Consider the following 25832-nt stretch of genomic DNA (forward strand, 5'->3'; position numbering starts at 1 on the left):
TTGTTATAACTTAACTTTCATACAAGAAGAAGTAGAAAAAATATACATCAACAAGATATGCAGGATTACAACTTAAGTAACCGATGTATATTGGTAAATCAAATTCTTAAAACGCGTTGCGTAATATATATAGGATTTGATTGGCCACAAAATGGCACGAAGATTTTAAAACGATTGTAATCATTTGCTGCATTCTGACTTGAGAACGTCAGATACCAGCTGTCAAGCAGGCTGTAGTTTGCTGCATAAAACTTATTCGTAAGTCCATCATTAAGATCACCTCCAAGATATTCTTCTTCAAGATCGATATCTGCAGCATCTTCAATAACGGAACTGCCTTGATCTTGATTGGTGAATTTCACTCGGTGCTTTTTCTCAAAAGTATGAAGATGAGAATTGTGTAAAGTACCGGCATTAAGATATTGACCTCCGCCAAACAGAAGCAAATTCATGAATACTAAAAATACTATTAACTTTCTCATTTGGGTGCGAAAGTAATAAAAGATTGCAACAAAAAAAATAAAATAAGAAAGTCTTAACATGAAGAAATTAGCGAAAACGTTTTCTTTTTTTTAGCGTCCTCTATTTCATAATTAAATTGATGTTTTTATGTTAAAATCGCATAAAAATATAATTTGAAAGTGGAATTTCATCCTTGCTTTAAATTAGTCACAGAGAAATGAAGCAAAATCATAAATATCTAAGGCTGTACATTTTATTATGTAATTTTCAGCCTATTTTCTAGAGCAAAATTTCCATTATAGTAAATTCTTGTCCTTTTTTAATAAACGTTCTAGAGGTATCAACCATTCCAAATTTCTCATAAAATGATTTTTTATTGGTTCGAGCGTTGCACCAAACTTTTTTCATTTTTCTTTCTTTAGCATACTCAAAAATAAATTTTAGCAATTCTCCTGCGATTCCTTTTCCTTGAAATTTTTCTAGTGTAGCTAATTTTCTAAACTGCATTTCTTCATCAGTAAAAAAACAAGAAACTATAGAAACTAGTTTTTCATGATCAAATACTCCAAAGTGAAATCCTACATTGTCTTCTTCCAGCTGAACAAAATTAAAAGGCTGATCAGGCCACATTACTTCATGCCGTATTTGCCAAGTTTGTGAAGCTTCAATTTTTCTAATTTCCATTAAATACTTTTTTTAAAAACAAATTTAATCATTTTACAGTTTTGAAAATTTTCAACACTCAACATCACAGTTGTCTAATTATCAAAAACATATACTAAATAAATAAGATAAATCTTTCGAATCTAATTTTTAATATTTAATTTTATGGAATCAACTGCCAATAAATTCATTATGAAAAAATTCATTTTAGCCCTTTTATTAGGTATTAGTGTAAATGGTTTTGCACAATTAATACAGTTTGGACCACAAGTTTCATACAATATAACCTCGCCAATTACAGATGATTTTAACTCAAAAAGTTCAGGAACAGGAATGGGAGTTGCCGGATTTGCAAGAGTGAATTTATTGCTGTTTTATGGTCAAGGTGAATTTGGTTATGCGAAATCTAAATTTAGTGTTTCGCAAACCGGAATTGGCGAAACTGAATATGAAGTTTCTGGAACCGATGCGACTTTAATTGTAGGTTTTAAAGTGGTTCCTTTAGGAAAGCTGGGCAATATTCGCATTTTTGCAGGATACAATTGGAAAAATTACTCGGATATAAATGCAAATAACAGCCTTAATTATATTGCGCTAGAACGCAATAACAGCAGTATTCTAGGCGGTATTGGGGTTGACTTATGGAAACTCACTATCGATTACAGATACCTAGCCGGAATTACTGATCTTGATCCGTCAGGGAGAGATGTTAAAACCGGAATCTCAAATATTTCATTGGGATTTAAGTTTTTATAAATTAAAAAAGGGAATCACCATTGATTCCCTTTTAATTATTTTACTCTAGTATAAAAGTGTTCCAGATTGTCACTGGTTATTTTTTGAACTCCAGTATCATCTTTTTTGGCAATATTAATTACATGCAATGTATTTGAATCCTCACTCAGCAAACAACTCCAAATAGTTCCGTCAGAAAGAATGACATCTGAAAAAATAGCATCTGAAGCATCCTTATTGTAATAAACTAACGCTTCTGAATGTAGTAACTTTTTCGTTTTTGTCTCTTTATCCACTTCATAAAATGAAATCTGATTTTGAGTAATTTCGACAAATTCATCAATTTCTTTAGTAGAATTATCCGTCGCTGTAGAAGACCAAACGGGTTTATCTCCAGCCATTTTCCAAGTTCCGATGGCTTTATCCAAAATGTTTTTCCTTAAAATAATTTTTAAGGAATCTACTTTTTTGATGGACTCTCTGCCTACTTCGTTTTCGGGTTTAATTCTAGATGCTACAGAGAACAAATCAAGTGCTTTTTTAAAGTCTGCTTTTTTATAACAGGATAAAGCAAGATCATATCTGCTTTTCTGAAATGCGATTTTCGGATCGTTTTGAGCAAAACTTTTAAAACAAAGCAATAAAATAATGAGAATTAGGGGCTTTTTCATTAATTGCGAGTTTTTAAATTTCTGCAAACATAACTTTTAAATTCCATACTATTTTACGGAATTCCATATTTTCTTACTAAAATAAAAAATTATAAAAAAAACCATCTTATTCTATTGAAAAAGACGGTTTTAAATATATTAAATAAAAAAAATTACTTTACTGACCAAGAATTATTTGCTGGAGTTGCATCCATAAAAATACCTCCGTCAACTGTAATTTGTTTGATTTGTTTTTTGCTTTTTACTTCAATTGTTGCCAACTTTTGATTGGCTTGCCAAACAGCCGGTGTCTGGTGAATTGTTTCTGTTGAATTATCTGCGTAAACGATATTTACGTCAAATGGAATGGCAAAACCACCAACATTTTCAATTGAAACCGTATTTTTTGCAACACTTTTTACTGAAACATCAATATAGTTGTTGGTAAAAAACCAGTTATTGAAAAACCAGTTCAGATTTTTTCCTGATGCCGAATTAATAGAATTAAAATAATCCCACGGAATTGGGTGCTTCCCATTCCAATTTTCCATGTATGCGTGTAATGCTTTTTTGAATAAATCGTCTCCTAGCAAATCTTTTAAAGCGATATACGAAAGAGATGCCTTACCATATGAATTATTTCCATAACCTGCATCTGAAACTTGAGATGACATTGAGATTATCGGCTGATCTTCTTCTGTTGAAGCATCGTTGATATATTGTTTAACACGAAATTCTTTGTAGAATTTATCTGCTGCTTCTTTACCGTGTTCAGCAATTCCAATTAAATATTCAAAAGTAGTAGCCCATCCTTCATCCATAAAAGCATAACGCGATTCATTAATTCCCATATAAAAAGGAAAATAAGTATGCGCTACTTCATGATCCTGAACCAATTGTGCAAAAACAGGATCTCCCATTTGAGAGTCGTTACACATCATTGGATATTCCATATCAGCAAAACCTTGAAACGCTGTCATTTTAGAAAACGGATACGGAACTCCCGGCCAATTGTTCGAAAACCAATCTAGTGCATATTGATTGTTTTTTACTGAATTAACAAAATCAGTTCCTTTTACATCATATGCAGCCTGAACACTCGCCCGACGATTTGCTTTTTTGTCTACTACAACACTGCTTGCATCCCATAAATAATGATCGCTAAGTCCGAAACAAACATCTGAAATATTTTTAGCTTCAAATTTCCAAACATTCCAATCGTTTTGTTTGGTTACTGCACCGCTTTTCATTTCCTGCTCGTTGGCAATATGCAAAACTTCATCCGTTGTGTATGATTTTTTTAAACGCGCTGCAAACTCTGGATTTAAAACCTCATCTGGATTTAATAAATCTCCCGTTGCGTACACCACATAATTTTTAGGTGCTTTTACAGAGTAGCTATAATCATTAAAATCATTATAAAACTCCTGGCGATCTGTATGAGGCAATCTGTCCCATTTGTTGTAATCATCAAAAACAGAAACACGCGGATAACTGTACGCTACAAAAAATGTAGTTTCATCAATTTGTCCTTCTCTTCCGCTCTCTTTTGATAAAGGATAATTCCAATCGATATTTATAGTTACTTTAGAATGCGGAGGAACTGGTTTTTTCATTTTTATATTCCCTACTGTTGCCCATTTTCTTCCGTCTTCTTTATAAACTTCATCTGCAATTTTAAGTGAAGTAATAGTTAATCCGTCACTTAAAAAATCTGGATTTACATTCCCGCTTCTTGGTGAGGAGGGTTTATGAAGATTATTTACAAAACGAATAGGCAGATTTTTTAAGGTATCACTGCTGTTGTTTTCATAAACAATAGTTTCTGTTCCGCTTACAATTTTTGTTTTGGCATCTACGGTAATTTCCATAGTGTATTTTCCATGATTCTGCCAATAATTTTTCCCTGGTTTTCCGTCCATAGAACGGGTTCCTTTTTCGTAAGCATTTTTTATATTTCTAGGCATATATAGCTCTTGAGCAAAGCTATTTTGTGCTAAAAACAAAAATGCAATTAACAATAATTGAACTGTTTTTTTTTTCATAACTGGTTTTAAGATTTTGATGATTTATAGTGATTACAATATTAGAAGAGTTTTTTAACTTTTTGTTACATCTGTTTAAAAAATAAATTCCAAATTTAAAATTCCAAAGTATAATTTTGAACGAAATCTTAGAACCTTATTATCTGAGTGACTCAGCAACTTTAAAAAGAAAAACCGTCTTACTCTAAAAAGAAAAGACGGCTTCTACAATTAATATATAACCTTGATAACTACAAAATATAATCGGTATTAATGAAATTAGATTCTTTGCTGTTTAGCAATTCCTGCAAAATTTCATTATTGTAAGCGATATCTTTTGAGGCTACGAACGTACGAATTGAGAAAGAGCGCAATGCATCAGGAATACTTAAAGTTCCTACGGCAGAATCTTTACGCCCTGTAAATGGGAAAGCATCAGGACCTCTCTGGCAAGAACTGTTGAGGTTTACTCTGCAAACTAAATTTACTAATGAATCGATAAGCGGTGCCAAAGTTTTAATGTCTTTTCCGAATAAACTCACTTGCTGACCATAGTTTGACTCGGCCATATCTTCTAGAGGTTCATCAATATCTTTAAAAGAAATAATAGGTACTACTGGACCAAATTGTTCTTCATGATACACTCTCATTTGCTTATTTACTGGATATAAAACCGCCGGAAAAATATAATTATCGGTATGTTTTCCTCCTTTTTCGTTTAATATTTTTGCTCCTTTTGAAGTTGCGTCGTCAATTAAACCTTGAATATAGGCTGGTTTATCAGTCTCTGGAAGCGGTGTCAATGAAACGCCGTTTTCCCACGGATTTCCAAATAATAATCCGTCTACTTTTTCAGAAAAACGTCTGTTGAATTCTTCTATAATTGATTCGTGAACATATAACACTTTTAAAGCTGTACAGCGCTGTCCGTTGAAAGACAAACTTCCTGCAATACATTCCTGAATTGCCAAATCTAAATCGGCGTCTGGTAAAATAATCGCCGGATTTTTAGCTTCTAAACCTAAAATCAAACGCAGTCTATTTTTATTTGGATGTTGATCCTGCAAAGCAATCGCCGATTTACTGTTACCGATTAATGCCAAAACATCAATTTTTCCAGATTTCATAATCGGAGAAGCCACTTCACGGCCACGTCCGTAAACGATATTAATAACTCCTTTAGGAAAACTGCTTCTAAAAGCTTCTAATAAAGGCGAAATACATAAAACACCATGTTTTGCTGGCTTAAAAATAACCGCATTCCCCATAATTAAAGCAGGAATCAGCAAAGAGAAAGTTTCATTAAGCGGATAATTATAGGGCCCGAGGCACAAAACAACGCCAAGCGGTCCGCGGCGAATCATTGCATTTACACCCTGCACTTTTTCAAAATGCGAACTGCGTCCGTTTAATTCCTTATAGCTGGCAATAGTATCATAAATATATTCAACCGTTCTGTCAAATTCTTTTTGAGAATCGCCAAGGTTTTTTCCAATTTCCCACATCAAAAGTTTTACCACTTCTTCGCGGGTTTCTTTCATTTGCTTAACGAAATTTTCCATGCATTTAATGCGGTCAGCTACTTTCATAGTAGGCCATAAACCTTGGCCTTTATTGTAAGCAGTGTTTGCGGCATCAACCACTTCAGCGGCTTCTTTTTCTGCCATGAACGGAATCGATCCTAATAAAGTCGGCGTGTATTTTTCTGTAGAAGAAATAGTCGAAAAAACAGGTGTGGTTTGCCCTATCCATTTTTTTAATTCTCCATTTACAAGATAAGTATCTTGATTTATAAGCGTATTAATTTGAAATTCTTCGGGTATTAAACTCATAATCTGGTAATTTATATTTGGTTATTAATAGCATATTAAACGAAAAAAGAGGCTTTTTTATGCCTCTTTTTCTTTTTATGGATTCACGGTTTCCCCTTCCCAGTCCAGAATTCCACCAAGCAGATTATAGGCATTGTTAATCCCTAATTCATTCATAATCTGACATGCTTTAGCACTTCTAGCTCCAGAACGGCAATACACATAGTAATTTTTATTTTTATCTAATTCTTCGATTTCATAAATAAAACCTTGACCTTTATTGATATCAATGTTTAAAGCATTTTCAATATAGCCGTCATTAAATTCGTCTTCAGTTCTTACGTCAAGTATAACTGCATTTTCGTCAGCGTTTAACTGAGCAACCCAATCTTCTTGTGATAAATTCATAATATGTGTTTTTTGTAAAATTACGACGTTTCTATTAATTAAAAACGTGCCAAATGCGATTTCGATTATTATTCTCAGAAAACGTTTTAGAGAAAGGATTATAATCAGTGAAATACAAATTTACTTACTATTTTTAAAAATATAGTCTATAAACTCGATCGAAAATAGGATTTTTTCATTTTCATAAAAAGGATCTTAAAATAGTTTTCTGATAATTAATGCCAATTCAATCTACTATCTTTGTAATAAATTATATGCTTTAATATTATTTTGACAAAAGTGCTGCAAATAATCAATTTGCAAAAATTAAATTAAATGGTGACAAAATAAAAACCTGCGATAATCTGTTCAATACGTAAATCTGTGCTTCATAATACTATAAATCAATGCAAAATTCATTAAAAAACATATTTCCTACTTTCTCTACAGAACTTATTTCGACTATCGAAGAAAACGGAAGTGCGCAAGATTTTGAAGCCGGAACGATTTTAATGCGCACGGGACAATACATCAAAAACACGGTTTTGATTACCAAAGGAAAAATCAAAATTTATCGCGAAGGCGAAGATGGCGGCGAATTTTTAATGTATTATTTACAACCTGGTCAAGCCTGTGCAATTTCGATGATTTGTACTGCCAAAAGCGAAAAAAGCCAAATCATGGCAAAGGTCGTAGAAGATGTCTCCGTCATGATGATTCCCTTGCAAATGATGGACAAATGGATGATGGAACACAGATCTTGGTACGAATTTGTTATAGAAACTTACAGAAGCCGTTTTGAAGAAGTACTGGAAGTTGTCGATAATATCGCTTTCCGCTCTATGGATGAACGTTTAGAATTTTATTTAAAAAGACATTCTGATGCCTGTGGCTGTTCTGAAGTAAAACTTTCGCACCAAGAAATCGCAACCGAATTAAACACTTCAAGGGAAGTCGTGTCAAGATTACTCAAAAAAATGGAACAGCGAGGTTTGGTCAAATTAAACCGAAACCAAATTGAGTTATTAAACACGAATTACACGGATTAACACTAATTTTTTTTGATTAACCATTAAGATATTAAGATAATTAAGCTTACTTTTTTACCTCTTAATTTACTCAGGAAAAATTAAGCGCTGCATTTTCATTAACTTAATATCTTAATGGTAAAATTATTTTTTATCAATATTCTCTTCTGTGATAAATGTTACTGTAGATTCATAATTTCCGAATCACCTTTGTAAAAAATAAATACAATGGAATATTTAGGATATTTTGCTTCAATCATTATCGGAATCTCGCTTGGCTTAATTGGCGGTGGCGGTTCTATATTGACGATTCCTATTTTAGTGTATTTATTTAAAGTAAATCCGGAACAGGCAACGTCTTATTCTTTATTTATTGTGGGTTTAACCGCTTTGTTTGGCAGTTACAGTCATTATAAAATGGGAAATCTTAAATTAAAGTCGGCATTGTATTTTGCGATTCCATCTGTAATTTCCATTTTGATTATACGTGAAGTTATTTTTCCACAAATTGCTTCGACCTTATTTTCAATAGCTTCTTATTCTGTTTCAAAAGATTTTTTGATCATGATTATCTTTTCTGTTTTGATGATTACCGCAGCAATTTCGATGATTAGAAAAAGCCAGCCCAAAATTAAAGCAGAAACCAATTATATTCAATTAAGCATAATAGGTTTTGTTGTCGGAATCATAACAGGATTTCTTGGCGCCGGAGGTGGATTTTTAATTATTCCTGCTCTTTTATTTTTCGCTAATTTACCTATGAAACAAGCAGTAGGAACTTCGTTATTAATCATCACAATCAATTCTTCTATAGGTTTTGGGGGTGATTTATACATCGGAACTCCAATAAATTATCCTTTTTTATTAGGTGTTTCTGTAATGGCGCTTCTCGGAATGATTATCGGAAGCCAGCTTTCTAAAAAAATTGACGGAACTAAATTGAAGCCTATCTTTGGCTGGTTTGTTTTGGTTATGGGATTTTATATTATTACAAAAGAAGTTTTGTTTTAAGATTATTCCTCTCGCAGATCTGGCAGATTCAGAAGATTTTTTTTTATTAGAAATAGAATCTTAATATTTTGGGCGTTTCCTCCGGCCGGGCGGGCTATCCGCTATATCTTTTCCTTGCTAAAGAAGCAAGAAAAAGGATACCGCTTCTATCCCTAACGCAAACATTGGGTTACAAGTATTTTAATTTCAAAACCGTATCTGTTTTCATTTCTTTACTTATGAATTGCCTCCTGCTTTAGCTGGAGATAATCAAATATATACAAAAAAGGCTTTAGCCGAATTATAAAGTTCGGCTAAAGCCTGCTTCATTTTAAACAAAAAACCTCCAGTTAAAACTGGAGGCTATTGATTTTATACTTAGCTAAATTCTCATTAATGAAAAACATTGAATTGTTTCAAACGTTGGGTATTGTAGTGATTATGGTAAGAAAAAAATCAATGCTCCCCATACCCAACCTCATCCATTTTCCCGCTAAAGACGCGATATTGAATTATAAAGTAAATAATCACCAGAAACAAGGCGATAAAAAACCAGCTCAATCCGGCATTTAAACCGTATTCTCCGGCGGCAGTGTTGTAAATCGTTAAGGATGGATTTACTTTATTCGTCGATGGCAAAACATTCGGGAAAATAGAAACTGCTGTTGAAGCAAAACCTCCCACTAAAAATAAGGTTGAAAATAAAAATCCGTGACCGTCTTTTTGAAACGAACGCACTTTGAATAAACCTGCAATTCCAACAAAAGTCATAATTGGGAAAAACCATAGAATCGGGTTTTCGACAAAATTATGAAACGGTTCCGGCTCGATAAAGTGCCAAATTCCCAAGGAAATAAAAACCAAAAGCAGTAAAACAATGTTCAATTTAAACACCACATTTTTAAGTTGTGTATTTAAAGACGAATTGGTTTTAAAAATAATCCAGTTTGCACCGTGAATCGTTAAGGCAACGACACTTACGATTCCGAGGAAAAGCGTAAACCAATCTATAATTCCCAATTCATTCGCCTGCGGACTAAAAGTTGGATTCCATAAAGGCAAAAAGAAAAAATGCGGTTCTTGTGTAGAAACGCCATTTTGCACCATTCCGAGATTTACACCGCGTACGATATTCCCTAAAGCAATTCCGAAGAAAAGCGCTAAAAGCAAACTTGCGATTCCAAAAGCTTTATCCCAGATACTTTCCCACATCGGGTGATGTACTTGACCGCGCATTTCAAGTCCGATCGCACGGAAAATCAAAAGCCATAAAATCATAATCAAAGGCAGATAAAAGCCACTGAAAGAAGAAGCGTATAAAGTTGGGAACGCAAAAAACAAAACACCCCCGGCAGCGATAATCCAAACTTCGTTGGCATCCCAAAACGGACCGATAGCGCTGGTAATGGCTTTTTTATCTTTTTCTGTATCAGCAAAAAATAAATGAATAATTCCTGCTCCAAAATCGTAACCGTCTAAAACAATATAAACAGCTAAAATTCCCATTAAAACTACGTACCAAAAAAATTCCATACTTATATTTTTTCTGTTGAAAGTTCCACGTGATGAGGTCCTTTATTGATAATTTTTCCAATTAAAAGCAAAAACAGCATTCCGAGTAAAAGGTACAATCCTATAAAACCCAGCAAAGTAAACAAGGTGTTTCCGGATGAAACCGTTGGCGATGCTCCAGCTGCAGTTCGCATTAAATTGTAGACCAGCCAAGGCTGTCTTCCTAACTCAGCCGTGTACCAGCCTGTTGTATTAGCGATATACGGAAATGGCATCATGAACATTAGTGACCATAAAATCCATTTAGTTTCGTATAATTTTCTTCTTATTAATTGAAAAAGCGCCAAAATCATTAATCCGATAAATACCGTTCCGAGTCCGACCATAATGTGATACGCATAATACAATCCAGAAATATTAGTAGGATGAAGATCTTCTTCAAACTGATCTAAACCTTTAATTTCCTGATCCCAATTTCCGTAAGTCAGAAAACTCAAAATATTAGGAACGGCAATTTTATTATCGAGTTTTTTATCTTTTACATCGGGCTGACCAATTAAGACAATCTCAGAGCCTTTTTTCTCGGTATGAAAAATTCCTTCCATTCCGGCAAAAGTTACAGGTTGATATTTAACCACATTTTTTGCCAGTAAATCTCCAGTAGGAACGGCTACAACAATGCTAGAAATCAATCCGAAAGTAACACCCGTTTTTAAGAACAATCTTCCGAAAGAAACATTCTTTTGGCTCAAAATATAAAAGGCTCCGATTCCCGCCACAACAAAAGAACTTGTAACTAAAGAAGCGGCTTGATTATGCAAATAAGAAGGCCAAAGCCAAGGATTTAGAAATAAGGCCTGAAAATTATTCAAAACAAATTTTCCGTTCTCGAGAATTTCATAACCTACTGGATTTTGCATCCACGAATGTGTAGCAATAATTAAAAAACCGCTGGCCCAAGAACCAATCATAATTAATAATCCCGTTACAAAATGCCATTTATGTCCGAGGATTTTTTCTCCAAATAAAAATATTCCCAGAAATGACGATTCGAGAAAGAAAGAAAACATTCCCTCCATTGCCAAAGTCTGACCAATAATACCGCCTGTTAACTCAGAGAATTTTGCCCAGTTTGTTCCAAACTGAAACTCCATCGGAATTCCGGTTACAACGCCCATCGCAAAATTGAGTGCGAAAATTTTCATCCAGAAATGAGTGGCGTGATTGTATTGTTCGTCTTTAGTTTTTAAGTATTTCCATTTGAAGTACACAATAATGAGCGAAAGACCCATTGTAAGCTGCGGAAAAAGATAGTGAAAGGTAATTGTGAAGGCGAATTGCATTCGGTCATAAAAAAGCATTTCTTCCATAGTGGTAATTTGTTTATGAAGTCTCACAAATTTACCCATTAAAACCCGAATTGTTAGCCTTAAAAAAAAGTTTATCGTCTTATATTTGTTAAACTTTTCAACAATTTAAAAGAGTACGTTACAATTTTATTTGGCTGTACTCCTCCAAGTTTGTCATTTCGACCAAAGGGAGAAATCGCACTAGAAGCTCCACAAGCAAAGTTTCCAATCTTTGTCGAATACCGCGTGTGATTTCTCCCTTTGGTCGAAATGACAAATTACGCCGTATATTCTTTGCGCTCCAATGGTTGAAACAATGGACTATGTTCTGACATCTCTATGTTTAAAATAGCCTAAGGTTCAAACTTGGGGACCATCGTCAATTTAATCTTTTTTCAAGATCCCTTTTTCGACACTTTCATGAATCAAACCTTCAGCGTAATTCCACAACGATTTTGAACCATTTTTTATAACACTCTTTTTTTCGTAAACCTTATCGTAAGCCACTCCAAACTCTTTCCAAGTGCCTCCGTTGTTAGAAGTGTTTTGCAGTAAAGGTTCTAATCGGTCCATCGATTTTGCAAATTTAGCTTCGTTGGTTTCTCCAGCTTCAAATTCTTCCCAAATCGAAATAAAATCTTCAGCTTGTTTTTTTGGAAGTAAACCAAAAATTCGATTCGCCGCCAAACGTTCTTCATCGGTATTTGAATGATTTTTTACTTCATCATAAATAAAAACATCTCCAGCGTCGATTTCTACAATATCGTGTATCAAAACCATTTTTACGACTTTTAATATATCAATCGGTTTATCTGAATGTTCTGCCAAAACAATTGCCATTAAAGCCAAATGCCAGCTGTGTTCTGCATCATTTTCATTACGGTCACTGTTAAACAATTTTGTTTTTCGCTGAATATATTTTACTTTATCAATTTCTTTTATAAAAGCAATTTGATTCAATAAATCTTCTGTCTTCATATCAATAATTTTGGTCAGTTGTAAAATTACATAGATTTTTTTTCGCACCATATAAGTGATATAAGTAATCTAAAACAATCTGCAATCTGAGTGAAGCTAAAATAAATTTATATCATTTATATGGTGAAATTGTTTTTTAATTAAAAATCAAATTTCTGTAACATTAGTCACTTATTTTCTAGAAAAACAAAGTTATCTTTGTAACCCATCATTCTTCAATTCATATCATGAAAATAGAACAAATTTACACCGGATGCCTGGCACAAGGTGCTTATTATATAACTTCAAACGGAGAAGCTGCGATTATTGATCCTTTACGAGAAATCCAGCCTTACTTAGATCGTTTAGAACGCGATAACGTTACATTAAAATATATTTTCGAAACGCATTTTCACGCTGATTTTGTTTCTGGACATATTGATTTAAGCAAAGAAACTAAGGCTCCAATTGTTTACGGACCAAATGCGGCTTGTGAGTTTGACTGCATTTCTGCAAAAGACGGACAAGAATTTAAAATCGGAAAAATTACTATAAAAGCATTGCATACTCCAGGTCATACAATGGAAAGCACAACGTATTTATTGATTGACGAAAATGGAAAAGACCATGCTATTTTTTCTGGTGATACTTTGTTCATTGGAGATGTTGGCCGACCAGATTTAGCTCAAAAAGCTGCTGGAATGACACAAGATGAATTGGCTGGAATTTTATTTCACTCCTTAAGAAATAAAATTATGACTTTGGCCGATGATGTAATCGTTTATCCAGCGCACGGTGCGGGAAGCGCATGCGGAAAAAATATGAGCAAAGAAACTGTTTCGACAATTGGGAATCAAAAAGCGACGAATTATGCTTTGCGTGCGAATATGACAGAAGCTGAATTTATTGAAGAAGTAACCGACGGCCTATTGCCTCCTCCAGCCTATTTCAGCATGAATGTGGCAATGAACAAGCAAGGTTACGAAAGTTTCGAATCGGTTTTGCATAATGGAATGAAAACTATTAAAGCAACAGATTTTGAGGCTGTCGCCGAAGAAACTGGAGCTTTAGTTTTAGATACTCGCAAAAGCGGTGATTTTGCAAAAGGATTTATTCCGCAGTCAATTAATATCGGGATCAATGGTGATTTTGCGCCGTGGGTTGGAACTTTGATTGCGAATGTAAAACAGCCTATTATATTAGTTACTGAAAATGGCTTAGAAGAAGAAACCGTAACACGTTTAAGCCGTGTAGGTTTTGATTCGATTATCGGACATTTAGAAGGCGGATTTGAAGCTTGGCAAAAAGCTGGTTTTGAAGTTGATACCGTTAATCGAATTACCGCAGAACAATTCGCAAGCGAATTTAAGATTGAAGACGATAAAGTAATCGATATTCGAAAAGAAACTGAATATGAAGCGGAACATATTGATAATGCTTACAGCAAACCTCTTGCCTATATAAATGACTGGGTAAAAGATATTAACCCAAACGAGCATTTTTACCTGCATTGTGCGGGCGGATATCGAAGTATGATTGCAGCTTCTATTTTGCAGGCACGCGGTTTTAGAAACTTCAGCGAAATTGACGGCGGTTTTGGAGCGATTGCAAAAACCGAAATACCAAAATCAGATTTTGTTTGTCAGAGTAAAGTATTAAAATAAATTTTTAAGGTACAGAGAGACAAAGGTTCAAAGCTGCAAAGTTTTTCCCTTTGAACCTCTGTTCCTTTGAACCTTTGAACCTAAAAAAATGTTAGAAATTATAAAAGAACCTTGGCCTTGGTATGTTGCGGGTCCGTTGATTGGGTTGACTGTGCCTGTATTGTTGATTATCGGAAATAAATCTTTTGGGATCAGCTCTTCATTGCGCCATATTTGCGCCATGTGTATTCCGGCGAATATTTCGTTTTTTAAATACGATTGGAAAAAAGAAAGCTGGAATTTATTTTTTGTTTTCGGAATTTTTCTTGGCGGAATCATTGCTGCTTATTTGTTAGCAAATCCAAATCCAGTTGAAATTACGCCACAGCTTTCTGAACAATTAGCTTCTTACGGAATTACAGATCATTCTGGATTATTGCCAAAAGAACTTTTTTCTTGGGAAAGTTTATTGACACTTCGTGGTTTTATCATGATTGTAGTTGGCGGCTTCTTAGTCGGTTTTGGAACACGTTACGCAGGCGGATGCACTAGCGGGCATGCTATTATGGGAATTTCAAATTTGCAATGGCCTTCATTAGTTGCCACAATCTGTTTTATGATTGGCGGTTTTGTTATGGCTAATTTGATTCTGCCTTATATTCTTTCACTTTAAAATTTCAAAAATGAATAATTTAGAAAATAAAAATACAGATACAGAAGGAATCAACGGAAGTCAATTGAAAGATTCTGGATTAGGAAATTTAAAATATCTTCTGGTTGGAATCTTTTTTGGAATTGTATTCGTAAAAGCCGAAATCATCAGCTGGTTTCGTATTCAAGAAATGTTTCAATTGCAATCGTTCTTTATGTACGGAGTAATTGGAAGTGCTGTTGTGGTTGGAATCATTTCAGTACAACTGATTAAAAAATTCAACATTAAAACCATTCAAGGAGAAAAAATAGAAATTCAGCCTAAAGTTTTCAGCAAAGGACAAATCTATGGCGGATTACTGTTTGGTTTTGGATGGGCCATTACTGGCGCTTGTCCGGGACCGCTATTTGCACAAATTGGAACTGGAGTTACTGTAATTGTAGTTACTTTATTGAGCGCAATTGCCGGAACTTGGTTTTATGGGTTGATAAAAGATAAATTGCCTCATTAAGATTCCTAATTATTATTTATATACTATATCAAACCTAACAGGTTTTTAAAACCTGTTAGGTTTATGCTTATCAAACCCGGCATCTTTTCTAAACATGCCGGGTTTTTCATGTCGTGTGCTCGCGTGAGGGATAGGAGCTGACTGCCGAAGCAGTGCGGATAGCCCGACAGCATCGCGATAAAAGGGCGTATATGCGCATAGTTATTTTGCCCTTTTATCGGGATGGTGGCACGCCCCAATTTGTAAAATTTAGATTAATTTCTTTACTATTAGAACTTTAAGATTTAGTTAAATATCAAAAAATCAATATTTTACATTTTTAAATTAATTATTTTTATTCTCATTTTTAGTTAGTTTTGATATGTGTTATGACCTATGAAATTTGAATTAACAAAAAATTAACATCACATTTGTATATACAACTATTAAAACTTGTACATTTGTATATACAAATTATACACTTACGACTATGACAATTGAAGAGGTTATAAAAAGTACAGTTAAGATGGATAATGCGAAAAAAGTTATTCTGAATATCATGTACACGCAAAATGTGATTCAGGATCATTTCAACGAGTTGATAAAACCGTATGATTTATCTGGAGAACAATATAATGTGTTGCGTATATTAAGAGGACAAAAAGGAAAACCTGCTAATATGTGTGTCATTCAGGAACGTATGCTTGCAAAAACAAGCAATACAACCCGATTAGTAGACAAACTGTTATTGAAGGATTTTGTGACACGAAATGTTTGCCCTGGCAATCGACGTAAAATTGAAGTTTCGATAACCCAAAAAGGTTTGGATGTATTAAAGGAATTAGACCCCAAAGTAGATGAGCACGAACGCATATTTGCTGAGAACATAAGCAAGGAGGAATTAGAATTATTAAATCAATTATTAGAAAAATACCGAACCCAACAAAATTAATATTTATGAGCACATTATTAGAAAATCTAAATTGGAGATATGCAACTAAAAAGTACGATGCAACAAAAAAAATCTCTGCTGCTGATTTAAATACAATAAAAGAAGCTGTTAGACTAAGCGCCTCTTCTTATGGATTGCAATTATACAAAGTAATAATTGTTGAAAATCCAGAAATTAGAGCAAAATTAAAAGAAGCTGCCTATGGTCAGACTCAAATTACAGATGCTTCTCAAATATTTGTTTTTGCAAGTCAAACTGCAGTAGATGATTCACATATTAATGGATATATTCAAAACATTTCTAAAACAAGAAATATTCCTGAAGAAGCATTAGCTGGATTTAGCGACTATATGAAAGGTGCTATTAGTCCAATGTCTGATGATCTTAAAAAAATCTGGACAGCTAAACAAACTTATATCGCTTTAGGAAACTTATTAAGTGCTGCAGCAGAATTAAAAATTGACGCAACACCAATGGAAGGTTTTAATCCGACAGCTTTCAATGAAATCTTAGGTTTAGACAAACTAGGCTTAAACGCTTCTGTAATTGCCGCTGTAGGTTACAGACATGAAGAAGATGACACACAGCATTACAAAAAAGTTAGAAAATCTCAAGAAGAATTATTTATCACTATATAATTAATATTAATCCAAAATCAATTTTAAACAACATGAAAAATTTAAAAACAATTGCAATAGCATTATTCGTAGCAGCGGCTAGTATTTCAGTAAATGCTCAAACTAAAAAAATCGACGTAAAAGCATCTACTATTAAATGGGTAGGAAAAAAAGTAACTGGAGAACACTCTGGAACTGTAAACTTTAAAGATGGAGCTTTAGTTTTCAAAGGAAAAAAATTAACTGGAGGAAGCTTTACTGTTGATATGACTTCATTAACTTCTACAGATTTAACTGGAGAATACCAAGGGAAATTGAATGGTCACTTAAAAGCTGACGATTTCTTCGGAACTGATAAATATCCAACTGCAAAATTAGTTTTCAAAACTATCGGAGCTAAATCTACTGATGTTTACACTGTTACTGCTGATTTAACTATCAAAGGCATTACTAAACCTGTAACTTTTGACATCACTGTGGCTGGAAACACTGCTACAACTGCTTTCAAAGTTGACAGAACTAAATACGATATCAAATACAACTCTGGTAACTTCTTCGAAAACTTAGGAGACAAAACTATCAATGACGATTTCGAATTAGCTGTAACTTTAAAATTCTAATATTTTAAACGAAGTAATTCTTACATAAACAAACCCCAATAGCCCAGTGTTATTGGGGTTTGTTATTTTATTTACTTTTCAAAAAGATAACGTTCTTAATACTGCACTAACACTTTCATAACAACAGACCGTGTTTTGATTAACATTCGGCCTCTAATTTTGGGCTAACAAAAAAAATCAAAAACTAGAAATCAAAATCATAGTTATGAAAACAAAAATGCAATTTGCAATTCTTACTCTTTTAAGCTCTTTTTTTCTTCAAGCCCAGCAACAGCCCAAAGGAATTATAGGCAATAACAACTGGATGAGCAACTGGACCAATTTTAAACCTGCCAATACCGAATATAACGAAGCAACCAATATTATCGCCGGAACTATAGATAAAGACACTAAATTATTAAAACGCAATACCTACCAGCTTGTTGGCGTAGTATACGTAACCAATAATGCCGTTTTAACCATAGAACCTGGAACAGTAATTCGTGGCGACGATAAAACTTGCGGTACTCTTGTTATTGCAAACGGATCTAAAATTATGGCCGAAGGTTTAGAAACTGATCCCATTGTTTTTACTTCAAATAAAGAAAAAGCAGATAGAAAACCTGGTGATTGGGGCGGTATCATTGTTCTTGGAAAAGCACCCATAAATACCCTTGGCGGATTACATACATTGCCTTTTGACTTGGAGCCTGGACTAAATCATTACGGAGGACAGGATGCTGAAGACAATTCTGGAATTTTAAAATATGTTCGTATTGAGTACTCTGGAAGAAAATTAAGTGCTTTAAAAGAACTTAATGGGCTTTCTTTAGCAGGAGTTGGAAGAAAAACAGTTTTAAGCAACATACAAATCAGCTATTCTAATGATGATTCTTTTGAATGTTATGGAGGCGATCTGAACCTGAATAATTTAATTTCTTACCGAACTACAGATGATGATTTTGATTTTACACAAGGCGCTCAAATCAATATAAATAACAGTATTGCTATTCGTCATCCGTTTTCATCTGATGTCTCAGGTTCAAGATGTTTTGAAGTTGATTCCTACGATAAAATTGGAAATACAGATATGACCAAAAAAATGACTAAAATTAATGCCAGCAATATCACTTTAGTCAATCTAGAAGAAAACAATCAAGGACTAGTAAGAGAGTCGGTTTATGTTAGAGAAGATACTTTCTTTAATTTATCAAACAGCATTATTTCTGGTTTTACACCTTTTGTTTTATTAGAAGGAAACATTGGAAATGGTGAAGTAAATTTAGCTAAACTTACTTTTAAAAACCTAGTCGTTAACAATTGCAATGGCGGTATTACAAGTGAAGCCGGAAGCGGAAACAAAGAAATTCAAAGCTTTTATAACAAGCCAGAAGCAGATATACAATACACAAATATTAAAAATAGTGAGTTGTTTACTATGCCAAGCATCAAAGGAAATCCGGATTTTAGGATGAATGTAAACAACACGCTGGCAATTGGAAATTAAGGTCCTGACTAATCTTTAAATTCTAAAATTTAACAAAATTCAAAAATTAGAAAAGATTTTTTTGAAATTAAATGTATTCTAATCCAAATTACATTTATATCTTTGTGAAATCAAAATAAGATATGAGAACAATAATGAACAATACTTGGTGGTGGAAGAATTTACGTCAAACGTCGTGAACTAAGCTTCCTATGGTATTTTCAAAACTATAAATATAAAAGGCTTGTCATCACGACAAGCCTTTTTTTTTGGTCATAACTCAAACGAAAAAATAAATAAAAATTAAAAACAACATACTTTGAAACCTTTTATACTCAACACACATTACAAACAAATTCTGGCAGACACGATTACGCCGGTAAGTATTTATTTTAAAATTAGAGATAAATTCCCAAATAGTTTATTGCTGGAAAGTAGTGATTATCATGGAAATGACAATAGTTTTTCTTACATCTGCTGCAACCCTATCGCAACAATTAAAATTGAAAACGAAACTATTTCAAAGACTTTTCCTGATGGAACTTCAGAAAAAATTTCAATTGATGCTTCGACCAATATTCCAGAAGTAATTCAGGAATTTTCGAGTCAGTTTAAGTCGGAGAAAAACGATTTTAAATTCATCAATAACGGTCTATTCGGATACATTTCTTATGATGCTGTTCGTTATTTCGAAAAAGTTTCTATCGCCAAAAAAGACAATGCTACTTCAATTCCGGATGTTTTTTATGCGGTTTATCAAAACATTATCGCCATCAATCACTTTAAAAACGAAGCCTACATTTTTTGCCACAGTGTAGATGGAAGAAACAACATATCTGAAATTGAACAATTATTGCAATCACGAAATATTGCATCCTATAAATTCACAAAAGAAGGCGAAGGATTCTCAAATTTAACTGATGATGAATTCAAACATAATGTAGCTTTGGCTAAGAAACATTGCTTTAGAGGAGACGTTTTTCAATTGGTTTTATCCCGTCGTTTTACGCAAGGTTTTAAAGGTGACGAATTCAATGTTTACAGAGCTTTAAGAAGCATTAATCCATCTCCTTACTTATTCTTTTTTGATTATGGAGATTTCAAAATATTTGGGTCTTCGCCCGAAGCACAGATTATCGTAAAAAACAGAAAAGCCGAAATTCACCCCATCGCAGGAACTTTTAAAAGAACCGGAAATGATGAACGCGACGCACTTTTAGCCAAAGAACTTTCTGAAGATAAAAAAGAAAACAGCGAACACGTTATGTTGGTTGACTTGGCAAGAAATGATTTAAGCAGAAATGGTCATGATGTAAACGTAGAAAAATACAGAGAAGTTCAGTTTTTCTCTCACGTTATTCACTTAGTTTCTAAAGTTACAGGACATTTACACGAAAAAGCTACGACGATGCAAGTCGTTGCCGATACTTTCCCAGCCGGAACATTAAGCGGTGCTCCAAAACACAGAGCAATGCAATTGATTGAAGATTACGAAAAAACGAATCGTAATTTTTACGGCGGAGCAATTGGTTTCATGGATTTTGAAGGCAACTTTAATCACGCCATCATGATTCGAACTTTCCTAAGTAAAAATCACCAACTACATTGTCAAGCCGGCGCAGGAATTGTTGCCAGTTCTGACGAAGAAAGCGAAATGCAGGAAGTGTATAATAAATTAAGAGCTCTGAATACAGCGCTGGAAATGGCAGAGAAAATTTAATTTTTGTTTCAAGTTTCAGGTTTCAAGTTATTGGAACGTGAAACTTGAAGCTAAAAAAACCTGAAACCTGAAACAAAATTTAAACTTATGAAAAATATAATTCCGTTTGTAATTGCTGTTTTATTGTTCGCTTCATGCGAGACGAAGAAAGAATCAAATGCAATTCCGATAACCGGAACCTGGCGTCTGATATCGGCACAAACGACTGAAAAAGATTCGACGTTTTCGACTTTTAATCCCAAAACAAAAATGATTAAAATTATAAATGATACTCATTTTGCTTTTTTTAATCATGATTTGAATAATGGAAAAGACAGTTCAGCAGTTTTCTTTGGCGGAGGAGGAAAATATACTTTGAAAGATAGTATTTATACAGAAAATCTGGAATTTTTCAATAACCGTCAATGGGAAAACGGCAAATTTGAGTTTGTAGTAAAAATTAAAAACGACACCTTAATTCAAAAAGGAATCGAAAAAGTAGAAAAATTAGGAATCAACCGTATTATCACTGAAAAGTACGTTCGAGAGTAAAAAATAGTTTCAGGTTTAAAGTTTCAGGTTTCACGTTGTTGGAACTTGAAACCAAAAAAACCTGAAACATTAAACAAAAAACAAGATGAAAAAAATATTAGTTATAGACAATTACGATAGTTTCACTTATAATTTAGTACACTATTTAGAAGATTTAAACTGCGAAGTAACTGTTTACAGAAATGACGAATTCGAAATTGACGAAATCGCTTCTTTCGATAAAATATTACTTTCTCCAGGACCTGGAATTCCGGATGAAGCAGGTTTATTAAAAGCAGTAATCCAGAAATACGCGCCAACAAAAAGCATTTTAGGCGTTTGTTTAGGACAACAAGCCATTGGAGAAGTTTTTGGCGGAACGCTTTCAAATCTTGATAAAGTATACCACGGCGTTGCTACAAATGTAAAAACGGTAGTTTCTGATGAAATTTTGTTTGAAGGTTTAGGAAACGAATTCGAAGTGGGAAGATATCATTCATGGGTTGTTGATGCTAATTTGCCAGATGTTTTAGAAGCAACTTCAATCGACGAAAATGGACAAATTATGTCGCTAAGACACAAAATTTTTGATGTAAGAGGTGTTCAGTTTCATCCTGAAAGTGTGCTTACCCCAAAAGGAAAAAGAATTTTAGAGAATTGGATTAGAAGCTAGTTTTTTTGTTTCAGGTTTCACGTTTCAAGTTGTTGGAACGTGAAACCTGAAACCTGAAACTTGAAACTTAGAACCTCAGAATCTTAGCAACTTAAAAAAAATGAAAACTATATTAAACAAACTAATCAATCACGAAGTGCTTTCTAAAGAAGAGGCAAAAAATGTGTTGATTAATATTTCAAGCGGTCAGTACAATCCAAGTCAGATTTCGGCATTTTTGACCGTATTTATGATGCGAAGCATTACGATCGATGAACTTTCGGGTTTCCGTGAAGCTTTATTAGAATTGTGTGTTCGCGTTGATTTATCAGCCTATAACACAATCGATTTATGCGGAACCGGTGGTGACGGAAAAGATACTTTCAATATTTCGACTTTAGCTTCTTTCATTTCAGCCGGAGCGGGAATAAAAGTAGCAAAACACGGAAATTACGGTGTTTCATCTATTTCAGGTTCAAGCAACGTGATGGAAAAAATGGGAATTAAATTCAGCAACGATCCATCCTTTTTAGAAAAATGTATTGATAAAGCCGGAATCTGCGTTTTGCACGCTCCCCTATTTCACCCGGCAATGAAAAATGTTGGACCAATTCGTAAAGAATTGGCTGTAAAAACGTTCTTCAATATGTTGGGACCAATGGTAAATCCGTCATTTCCACAAAATCAATTGGTTGGTGTTTTCAACTTAGAATTGGCGAGAATGTATGCTTATTTATATCAAAATACTGATATCAATTTCACGATTTTACATTCGCTTGACGGCTATGACGAAATCTCGTTAACAGGTCCAACCAAAACGATCACATCACACATGGAAGGAATGTTGAAACCAGAAGATTTTGGAGTTCGTCTTTTATCACAAACAGAAATTGAAGGCGGAAAAACTATCGAAGAATCGGCTGAAATGTTCACCAACATCATTTCAGGAAAAGGAACCGAAGCACAGAATAATGTGGTTTTAGCCAATGCCGCAATGGCAATTGCAACGGTAACCAAATGTTCTCCGATAGAAGGATTTGAATTAGCAAAAGAAAGTCTATTCTCCGGAAAAGGACATCAAGCTCTAAAAAAGTTACAAGAATTAAGTAAATAAAAATTTAGTTTCAAGTTTTCTTTGTTTCAGGTTTCAACTTATTGGAGCGAACCTGAAACTTGAAACCTGAAACCTGAAACAAATAAAAAAATGAACATACTCGATAAAATCATATTTGACAAACAAAGAGAAGTCGTTCTTAAAAAATCGATTATTCCAGTCTCGCAATTGGAAGCTTCGGTATTTTTTGGAAGAGAAACAATTTCATTAAGTCAGAAACTAAAAACAAGTTCAACCGGAATTATCGCCGAACACAAACGCCGTTCTCCTTCAAAATCAGTAATCAACCATAGTTTTACGGTTGAAGAAGTAGTAAAAGGTTATGAAAATGCAGGTGCTTGCGGTATTTCTGTTTTGACCGACGGGAAATATTTTGGTGGTTCTCTTGACGATTTACTTTTAGCCAGAGCGAGTGTAAATATTCCGCTTTTGCGAAAAGAATTTATAGTCGATGAATACCAAATTTTAGAAGCCAAAGCTTTTGGAGCCGATTTAATTTTGTTAATCGCAGCGGTTTTAACCCGCGAAGAAATAAAATCTTTATCTGAATTTGCAAAGAAATTAGGCTTAGAAGTTTTATTGGAAGTTCACAATCAGGAAGAATTAGAAAAATCAATTATGCCAAGTTTAGATATGATTGGTGTAAACAACAGAAACTTAAAAACGTTTGAAGTAAGTCTGGATTTCAGTAAAGAATTAGCATCGCAAATTCCAAATGATTTTGTAAAAGTTTCAGAAAGCGGTATTTCATCAATCGAAGCCATTCAGGAACTAAAACCTTACGGATACAAAGGTTTCTTAATTGGAGAAAACTTCATGAAAACCGACAATGCCGGACAAGCCGCAACAGAATTTATAAATAATCTAAAAGCGTAAAAGTTTGCCACGAATTTCACAAATCAGCACGAATTTAATTAGTGGAAATTCCTGTAATTCGTGGCAAAAAAAACAAAAAAACTTAGTGTCTTAGCGCCTTCGTGGCAAAAACAAAAATAAAATGAAACTCAAAATATGCGGCATGAAATATCCCGAAAACATTCTCGAAGTAGGCGCACTCCTACCCGATTATATGGGATTTATTTTCTGGGAGAAATCCGCGCGATACTTTAACGGAGAAATTCCGGAACTTATACAAACAATCAAAAAAGTGGGTGTTTTTGTCAATCAGAGTCAGGAAGAAATTCTCGAAAAAGTTTCAAAATACAATCTGCAAGCCGTTCAGCTTCATGGAAATGAATCTGTAGCATTTTTATCAGAACTAAAAAAACAATTACCAAAGAAAACCGAAATCATAAAAGTATTTTCGGCCGATGAAAATTTCGATTTTGAAGTTATAAAGCCTTTTGAAGCTGTCTGCAATTATTTTATGTTTGACACCAAAGGAAAATTACCTGGCGGAAACGGAACCACTTTTGACTGGACGATATTAAAAAAATACAAGTCTGATAAACCCTTCTTTTTAAGCGGTGGCATCGGAATAAACGAATTAAAAGCGATCGAAGAAATTTCAAAAACCAATCTTCCTATTTATGCAGTCGATATAAATAGTAAATTTGAAATCGAACCGGGACTTAAAAACAGAAACTTATTTAGCAATTTCAAACGAAAATTTGATGTTGCCAACTTTTAAAATTGGAATAAAATGAATTTTAACGTTAACGAAAAAGGATATTACGGTGAATTTGGCGGAGCATATATTCCTGAAATGCTGTATCCGAATGTAGAAGAATTACGCCAGAATTATTTAAAAATAACCAGCGAACCTGATTTTAAGGCCGAGTTTGATCAATTGCTGAAAGATTACGTTGGGCGCCCAAGTCCATTGTACTTTGCTAAGCGTTTGTCTGAAAAATACAATACGAAAGTTTACTTAAAAAGAGAAGACTTAAATCATACCGGAGCACATAAAGTAAACAATACGATCGGCCAGATATTAGTTGCCAGACGTTTAGGCAAAAAAAGAATTATTGCCGAAACCGGAGCTGGTCAGCACGGAGTTGCAACTGCTACAGTTTGTGCTTTGATGGGAATGGAATGCATCGTTTACATGGGAGAAATCGACATTGCAAGACAGGCTCCAAACGTTGCCCGTATGAAAATGTTAGGCGCAGAAGTTCGTCCGGCACTTTCGGGTTCAAGAACGTTGAAAGATGCAACTAACGAAGCGATTCGAGATTGGATCAACAATCCGGTTGACACACATTATATTATAGGATCTGCTATTGGCCCGCATCCTTATCCGGATATGGTTACGCGTTTTCAAAGTGTAATTTCCGAAGAAATTAAATGGCAGTTAAAGGAAAAAGAAGGACGTGAAAACCCTGATTATGTTGTAGCTTGCATTGGCGGAGGAAGTAACGCTGCCGGAACTTATTATCACTTTTTGCACGAGCCAGAAGTTGGAATTATTGCGGTTGAAGCTGCCGGAAAAGGTGTTGACAGTGGTCACAGCGCAGCAACGAGCAAATTAGGAAAAGTGGGCGTTATTCACGGCTGTAAAACGCTTTTGATGCAAACTTCAGACGGACAAATTACAGAACCGTATTCTATTTCTGCAGGTTTAGATTATCCTGGTGTTGGCCCAATGCATGCACATTTGGCACAAACGGGCCGCGGTGAATTTTTCTCTGTAACAGATGATGATGCTATGAACGCAGGGTTGCAATTAACTAAGCTAGAAGGAATTATTCCGGCTATTGAAAGTGCGCACGCTTTTGCAGTTTTAGATCAGAAAAAATTTAAACCGACAGATATTGTGGTTATTAGTCTTTCCGGAAGAGGTGATAAAGATTTAGACAATTATATTGATTATTTTAAATTATAACAGAA

The 25832-nt window shown here is 34.2% G+C and carries 26 protein-coding genes; 17 read left to right on the forward strand and 9 right to left on the reverse strand.

Features of this window, described 5'->3' with window-relative positions; genetic code table 11:
- Positions 1-98 precede the first annotated feature (98 nt).
- Both IRZ83_RS14680 and IRZ83_RS14685 read right to left on the reverse strand, forming a co-directional pair.
- Positions 99-482: a hypothetical protein gene (locus IRZ83_RS14680; protein WP_029272835.1), complete on the reverse strand. Its 384-nt coding sequence runs from the start codon at positions 480-482 to the stop codon at positions 99-101.
- Between the two features lie 259 nt (positions 483-741).
- On the reverse strand, positions 742-1146 hold the full coding sequence (locus tag IRZ83_RS14685; protein WP_194569900.1) for a GNAT family N-acetyltransferase: 405 nt from the start codon (positions 1144-1146) through the stop codon (positions 742-744).
- Positions 1147-1290: 144 nt separating this feature from the next.
- Between IRZ83_RS14685 and IRZ83_RS14690 the strand changes: the two genes are divergently transcribed.
- Positions 1291-1881 carry an outer membrane beta-barrel protein gene (locus tag IRZ83_RS14690; protein ID WP_194569902.1) on the forward strand — a complete coding sequence of 197 codons (591 nt, stop codon included), beginning with the start codon at positions 1291-1293 and terminating at the stop codon, positions 1879-1881.
- A gap of 35 nt (positions 1882-1916) precedes the next feature.
- Here IRZ83_RS14690 and IRZ83_RS14695 read toward each other — a convergent pair whose 3' ends face one another.
- From IRZ83_RS14695 to IRZ83_RS14710, 4 genes are all read right to left on the reverse strand, one after another.
- On the reverse strand, positions 1917-2531 hold the full coding sequence (locus IRZ83_RS14695) for a tetratricopeptide repeat protein (RefSeq protein WP_194569904.1): 615 nt from the start codon (positions 2529-2531) through the stop codon (positions 1917-1919).
- A gap of 152 nt (positions 2532-2683) precedes the next feature.
- On the reverse strand, positions 2684-4555 hold the full coding sequence (locus IRZ83_RS14700) for a M1 family metallopeptidase (RefSeq protein WP_194569906.1): 1872 nt from the start codon (positions 4553-4555) through the stop codon (positions 2684-2686).
- Between the two features lie 230 nt (positions 4556-4785).
- A complete protein-coding gene (locus IRZ83_RS14705) occupies positions 4786-6366 on the reverse strand; it encodes an NADP-dependent glyceraldehyde-3-phosphate dehydrogenase (protein WP_194569908.1) in 1581 nt (526 codons plus the stop codon).
- Between the two features lie 75 nt (positions 6367-6441).
- Positions 6442-6753 (reverse strand): rhodanese-like domain-containing protein, encoded by a 312-nt coding sequence (locus IRZ83_RS14710; protein ID WP_029272829.1) that lies wholly within the window; start codon positions 6751-6753, stop codon positions 6442-6444.
- A gap of 386 nt (positions 6754-7139) precedes the next feature.
- Here IRZ83_RS14710 and IRZ83_RS14715 point away from each other — a divergent pair, with 386 nt between their 5' ends.
- Positions 7140-7781: a Crp/Fnr family transcriptional regulator gene (locus IRZ83_RS14715; RefSeq protein ID WP_194569910.1), complete on the forward strand. Its 642-nt coding sequence runs from the start codon at positions 7140-7142 to the stop codon at positions 7779-7781.
- Between the two features lie 207 nt (positions 7782-7988).
- Positions 7989-8771 (forward strand): sulfite exporter TauE/SafE family protein, encoded by a 783-nt coding sequence (locus tag IRZ83_RS14720; protein WP_194569912.1) that lies wholly within the window; start codon positions 7989-7991, stop codon positions 8769-8771.
- 435 nt (positions 8772-9206) lie between these two features.
- Here IRZ83_RS14720 and cydB read toward each other — a convergent pair whose 3' ends face one another.
- From cydB to IRZ83_RS14735, 3 genes are all read right to left on the reverse strand, one after another.
- On the reverse strand, positions 9207-10283 hold the full coding sequence (cydB, locus tag IRZ83_RS14725; RefSeq protein ID WP_029272825.1) for a cytochrome d ubiquinol oxidase subunit II: 1077 nt from the start codon (positions 10281-10283) through the stop codon (positions 9207-9209).
- Between the two features lie 2 nt (positions 10284-10285).
- Entirely contained in the window at positions 10286-11632 is a 1347-nt protein-coding gene (locus IRZ83_RS14730) for a cytochrome ubiquinol oxidase subunit I (RefSeq protein ID WP_194570152.1), read from the reverse strand.
- A gap of 363 nt (positions 11633-11995) precedes the next feature.
- Positions 11996-12589: an HD domain-containing protein gene (locus IRZ83_RS14735; RefSeq protein WP_194569914.1), complete on the reverse strand. Its 594-nt coding sequence runs from the start codon at positions 12587-12589 to the stop codon at positions 11996-11998.
- A 227-nt stretch (positions 12590-12816) separates the two neighbouring features.
- Between IRZ83_RS14735 and IRZ83_RS14740 the strand changes: the two genes are divergently transcribed.
- The 14 genes from IRZ83_RS14740 to trpB all read left to right on the forward strand — a co-directional run bounded on the left by IRZ83_RS14740 (position 12817) and on the right by trpB (position 25827).
- The gene (locus tag IRZ83_RS14740) at positions 12817-14232 is read left to right on the forward strand and encodes an MBL fold metallo-hydrolase (RefSeq protein ID WP_194569916.1); all 1416 of its coding nucleotides are present in this window, start codon (positions 12817-12819) and stop codon (positions 14230-14232) included.
- A gap of 88 nt (positions 14233-14320) precedes the next feature.
- The gene (locus IRZ83_RS14745; protein WP_029272821.1) at positions 14321-14884 is read left to right on the forward strand and encodes a YeeE/YedE family protein; all 564 of its coding nucleotides are present in this window, start codon (positions 14321-14323) and stop codon (positions 14882-14884) included.
- A gap of 10 nt (positions 14885-14894) precedes the next feature.
- On the forward strand, positions 14895-15374 hold the full coding sequence (locus IRZ83_RS14750) for a DUF6691 family protein (protein WP_194569918.1): 480 nt from the start codon (positions 14895-14897) through the stop codon (positions 15372-15374).
- 469 nt (positions 15375-15843) lie between these two features.
- Positions 15844-16305: a MarR family winged helix-turn-helix transcriptional regulator gene (locus tag IRZ83_RS14755; protein ID WP_194569920.1), complete on the forward strand. Its 462-nt coding sequence runs from the start codon at positions 15844-15846 to the stop codon at positions 16303-16305.
- A gap of 5 nt (positions 16306-16310) precedes the next feature.
- The gene (locus IRZ83_RS14760) at positions 16311-16943 is read left to right on the forward strand and encodes an NAD(P)H-dependent oxidoreductase (protein ID WP_029272818.1); all 633 of its coding nucleotides are present in this window, start codon (positions 16311-16313) and stop codon (positions 16941-16943) included.
- Between the two features lie 32 nt (positions 16944-16975).
- Positions 16976-17542 carry a YceI family protein gene (locus IRZ83_RS14765; protein ID WP_029272817.1) on the forward strand — a complete coding sequence of 189 codons (567 nt, stop codon included), beginning with the start codon at positions 16976-16978 and terminating at the stop codon, positions 17540-17542.
- 205 nt (positions 17543-17747) lie between these two features.
- On the forward strand, positions 17748-19028 hold the full coding sequence (locus IRZ83_RS14770) for a hypothetical protein (protein WP_194569922.1): 1281 nt from the start codon (positions 17748-17750) through the stop codon (positions 19026-19028).
- A gap of 298 nt (positions 19029-19326) precedes the next feature.
- The gene (locus IRZ83_RS14775) at positions 19327-20727 is read left to right on the forward strand and encodes an anthranilate synthase component I family protein (protein ID WP_029272815.1); all 1401 of its coding nucleotides are present in this window, start codon (positions 19327-19329) and stop codon (positions 20725-20727) included.
- An 87-nt stretch (positions 20728-20814) separates the two neighbouring features.
- Positions 20815-21258 (forward strand): hypothetical protein, encoded by a 444-nt coding sequence (locus IRZ83_RS14780; RefSeq protein WP_194569924.1) that lies wholly within the window; start codon positions 20815-20817, stop codon positions 21256-21258.
- Positions 21259-21343: 85 nt separating this feature from the next.
- The gene (locus IRZ83_RS14785; RefSeq protein WP_194569926.1) at positions 21344-21910 is read left to right on the forward strand and encodes an anthranilate synthase component II; all 567 of its coding nucleotides are present in this window, start codon (positions 21344-21346) and stop codon (positions 21908-21910) included.
- A gap of 100 nt (positions 21911-22010) precedes the next feature.
- On the forward strand, positions 22011-23003 hold the full coding sequence (trpD, locus tag IRZ83_RS14790) for an anthranilate phosphoribosyltransferase (RefSeq protein WP_194569928.1): 993 nt from the start codon (positions 22011-22013) through the stop codon (positions 23001-23003).
- A gap of 90 nt (positions 23004-23093) precedes the next feature.
- The gene (gene trpC / locus IRZ83_RS14795) at positions 23094-23879 is read left to right on the forward strand and encodes an indole-3-glycerol phosphate synthase TrpC (RefSeq protein WP_194569930.1); all 786 of its coding nucleotides are present in this window, start codon (positions 23094-23096) and stop codon (positions 23877-23879) included.
- A 121-nt stretch (positions 23880-24000) separates the two neighbouring features.
- The gene (locus tag IRZ83_RS14800) at positions 24001-24633 is read left to right on the forward strand and encodes a phosphoribosylanthranilate isomerase (RefSeq protein WP_194569932.1); all 633 of its coding nucleotides are present in this window, start codon (positions 24001-24003) and stop codon (positions 24631-24633) included.
- A gap of 12 nt (positions 24634-24645) precedes the next feature.
- Positions 24646-25827: a tryptophan synthase subunit beta gene (gene trpB / locus IRZ83_RS14805; protein ID WP_029272808.1), complete on the forward strand. Its 1182-nt coding sequence runs from the start codon at positions 24646-24648 to the stop codon at positions 25825-25827.
- Positions 25828-25832: the final 5 nt, after the last annotated feature.

The sequence above is a fragment of the Flavobacterium sp. JLP genome (assembly GCF_015350755.1).
Classification (GTDB): domain Bacteria; phylum Bacteroidota; class Bacteroidia; order Flavobacteriales; family Flavobacteriaceae; genus Flavobacterium.

What these genes read in the sequence shown, in the direction of transcription:
- IRZ83_RS14680 (WP_029272835.1), bottom strand. Translation starts at nt 482, where the DNA reads ATGAGAAAGTTAATAGTATTTTTAGTATTCATGAATTTGCTTCTGTTT.
- IRZ83_RS14685 (WP_194569900.1), bottom strand. Translation starts at nt 1,146, where the DNA reads ATGGAAATTAGAAAAATTGAAGCTTCACAAACTTGGCAAATACGGCAT.
- IRZ83_RS14690 (WP_194569902.1), top strand. Translation starts at nt 1,291, where the DNA reads ATGGAATCAACTGCCAATAAATTCATTATGAAAAAATTCATTTTAGCC.
- IRZ83_RS14695 (WP_194569904.1), bottom strand. Translation starts at nt 2,531, where the DNA reads ATGAAAAAGCCCCTAATTCTCATTATTTTATTGCTTTGTTTTAAAAGT.
- IRZ83_RS14700 (WP_194569906.1), bottom strand. Translation starts at nt 4,555, where the DNA reads ATGAAAAAAAAAACAGTTCAATTATTGTTAATTGCATTTTTGTTTTTA.
- IRZ83_RS14705 (WP_194569908.1), bottom strand. Translation starts at nt 6,366, where the DNA reads ATGAGTTTAATACCCGAAGAATTTCAAATTAATACGCTTATAAATCAA.
- IRZ83_RS14710 (WP_029272829.1), bottom strand. Translation starts at nt 6,753, where the DNA reads ATGAATTTATCACAAGAAGATTGGGTTGCTCAGTTAAACGCTGACGAA.
- IRZ83_RS14715 (WP_194569910.1), top strand. Translation starts at nt 7,140, where the DNA reads ATGCAAAATTCATTAAAAAACATATTTCCTACTTTCTCTACAGAACTT.
- IRZ83_RS14720 (WP_194569912.1), top strand. Translation starts at nt 7,989, where the DNA reads ATGGAATATTTAGGATATTTTGCTTCAATCATTATCGGAATCTCGCTT.
- cydB (WP_029272825.1), bottom strand. Translation starts at nt 10,283, where the DNA reads ATGGAATTTTTTTGGTACGTAGTTTTAATGGGAATTTTAGCTGTTTAT.
- IRZ83_RS14730 (WP_194570152.1), bottom strand. Translation starts at nt 11,632, where the DNA reads ATGGAAGAAATGCTTTTTTATGACCGAATGCAATTCGCCTTCACAATT.
- IRZ83_RS14735 (WP_194569914.1), bottom strand. Translation starts at nt 12,589, where the DNA reads ATGAAGACAGAAGATTTATTGAATCAAATTGCTTTTATAAAAGAAATT.
- IRZ83_RS14740 (WP_194569916.1), top strand. Translation starts at nt 12,817, where the DNA reads ATGAAAATAGAACAAATTTACACCGGATGCCTGGCACAAGGTGCTTAT.
- IRZ83_RS14745 (WP_029272821.1), top strand. Translation starts at nt 14,321, where the DNA reads ATGTTAGAAATTATAAAAGAACCTTGGCCTTGGTATGTTGCGGGTCCG.
- IRZ83_RS14750 (WP_194569918.1), top strand. Translation starts at nt 14,895, where the DNA reads ATGAATAATTTAGAAAATAAAAATACAGATACAGAAGGAATCAACGGA.
- IRZ83_RS14755 (WP_194569920.1), top strand. Translation starts at nt 15,844, where the DNA reads ATGACAATTGAAGAGGTTATAAAAAGTACAGTTAAGATGGATAATGCG.
- IRZ83_RS14760 (WP_029272818.1), top strand. Translation starts at nt 16,311, where the DNA reads ATGAGCACATTATTAGAAAATCTAAATTGGAGATATGCAACTAAAAAG.
- IRZ83_RS14765 (WP_029272817.1), top strand. Translation starts at nt 16,976, where the DNA reads ATGAAAAATTTAAAAACAATTGCAATAGCATTATTCGTAGCAGCGGCT.
- IRZ83_RS14770 (WP_194569922.1), top strand. Translation starts at nt 17,748, where the DNA reads ATGAAAACAAAAATGCAATTTGCAATTCTTACTCTTTTAAGCTCTTTT.
- IRZ83_RS14780 (WP_194569924.1), top strand. Translation starts at nt 20,815, where the DNA reads ATGAAAAATATAATTCCGTTTGTAATTGCTGTTTTATTGTTCGCTTCA.
- IRZ83_RS14785 (WP_194569926.1), top strand. Translation starts at nt 21,344, where the DNA reads ATGAAAAAAATATTAGTTATAGACAATTACGATAGTTTCACTTATAAT.
- trpD (WP_194569928.1), top strand. Translation starts at nt 22,011, where the DNA reads ATGAAAACTATATTAAACAAACTAATCAATCACGAAGTGCTTTCTAAA.
- trpC (WP_194569930.1), top strand. Translation starts at nt 23,094, where the DNA reads ATGAACATACTCGATAAAATCATATTTGACAAACAAAGAGAAGTCGTT.
- IRZ83_RS14800 (WP_194569932.1), top strand. Translation starts at nt 24,001, where the DNA reads ATGAAACTCAAAATATGCGGCATGAAATATCCCGAAAACATTCTCGAA.
- trpB (WP_029272808.1), top strand. Translation starts at nt 24,646, where the DNA reads ATGAATTTTAACGTTAACGAAAAAGGATATTACGGTGAATTTGGCGGA.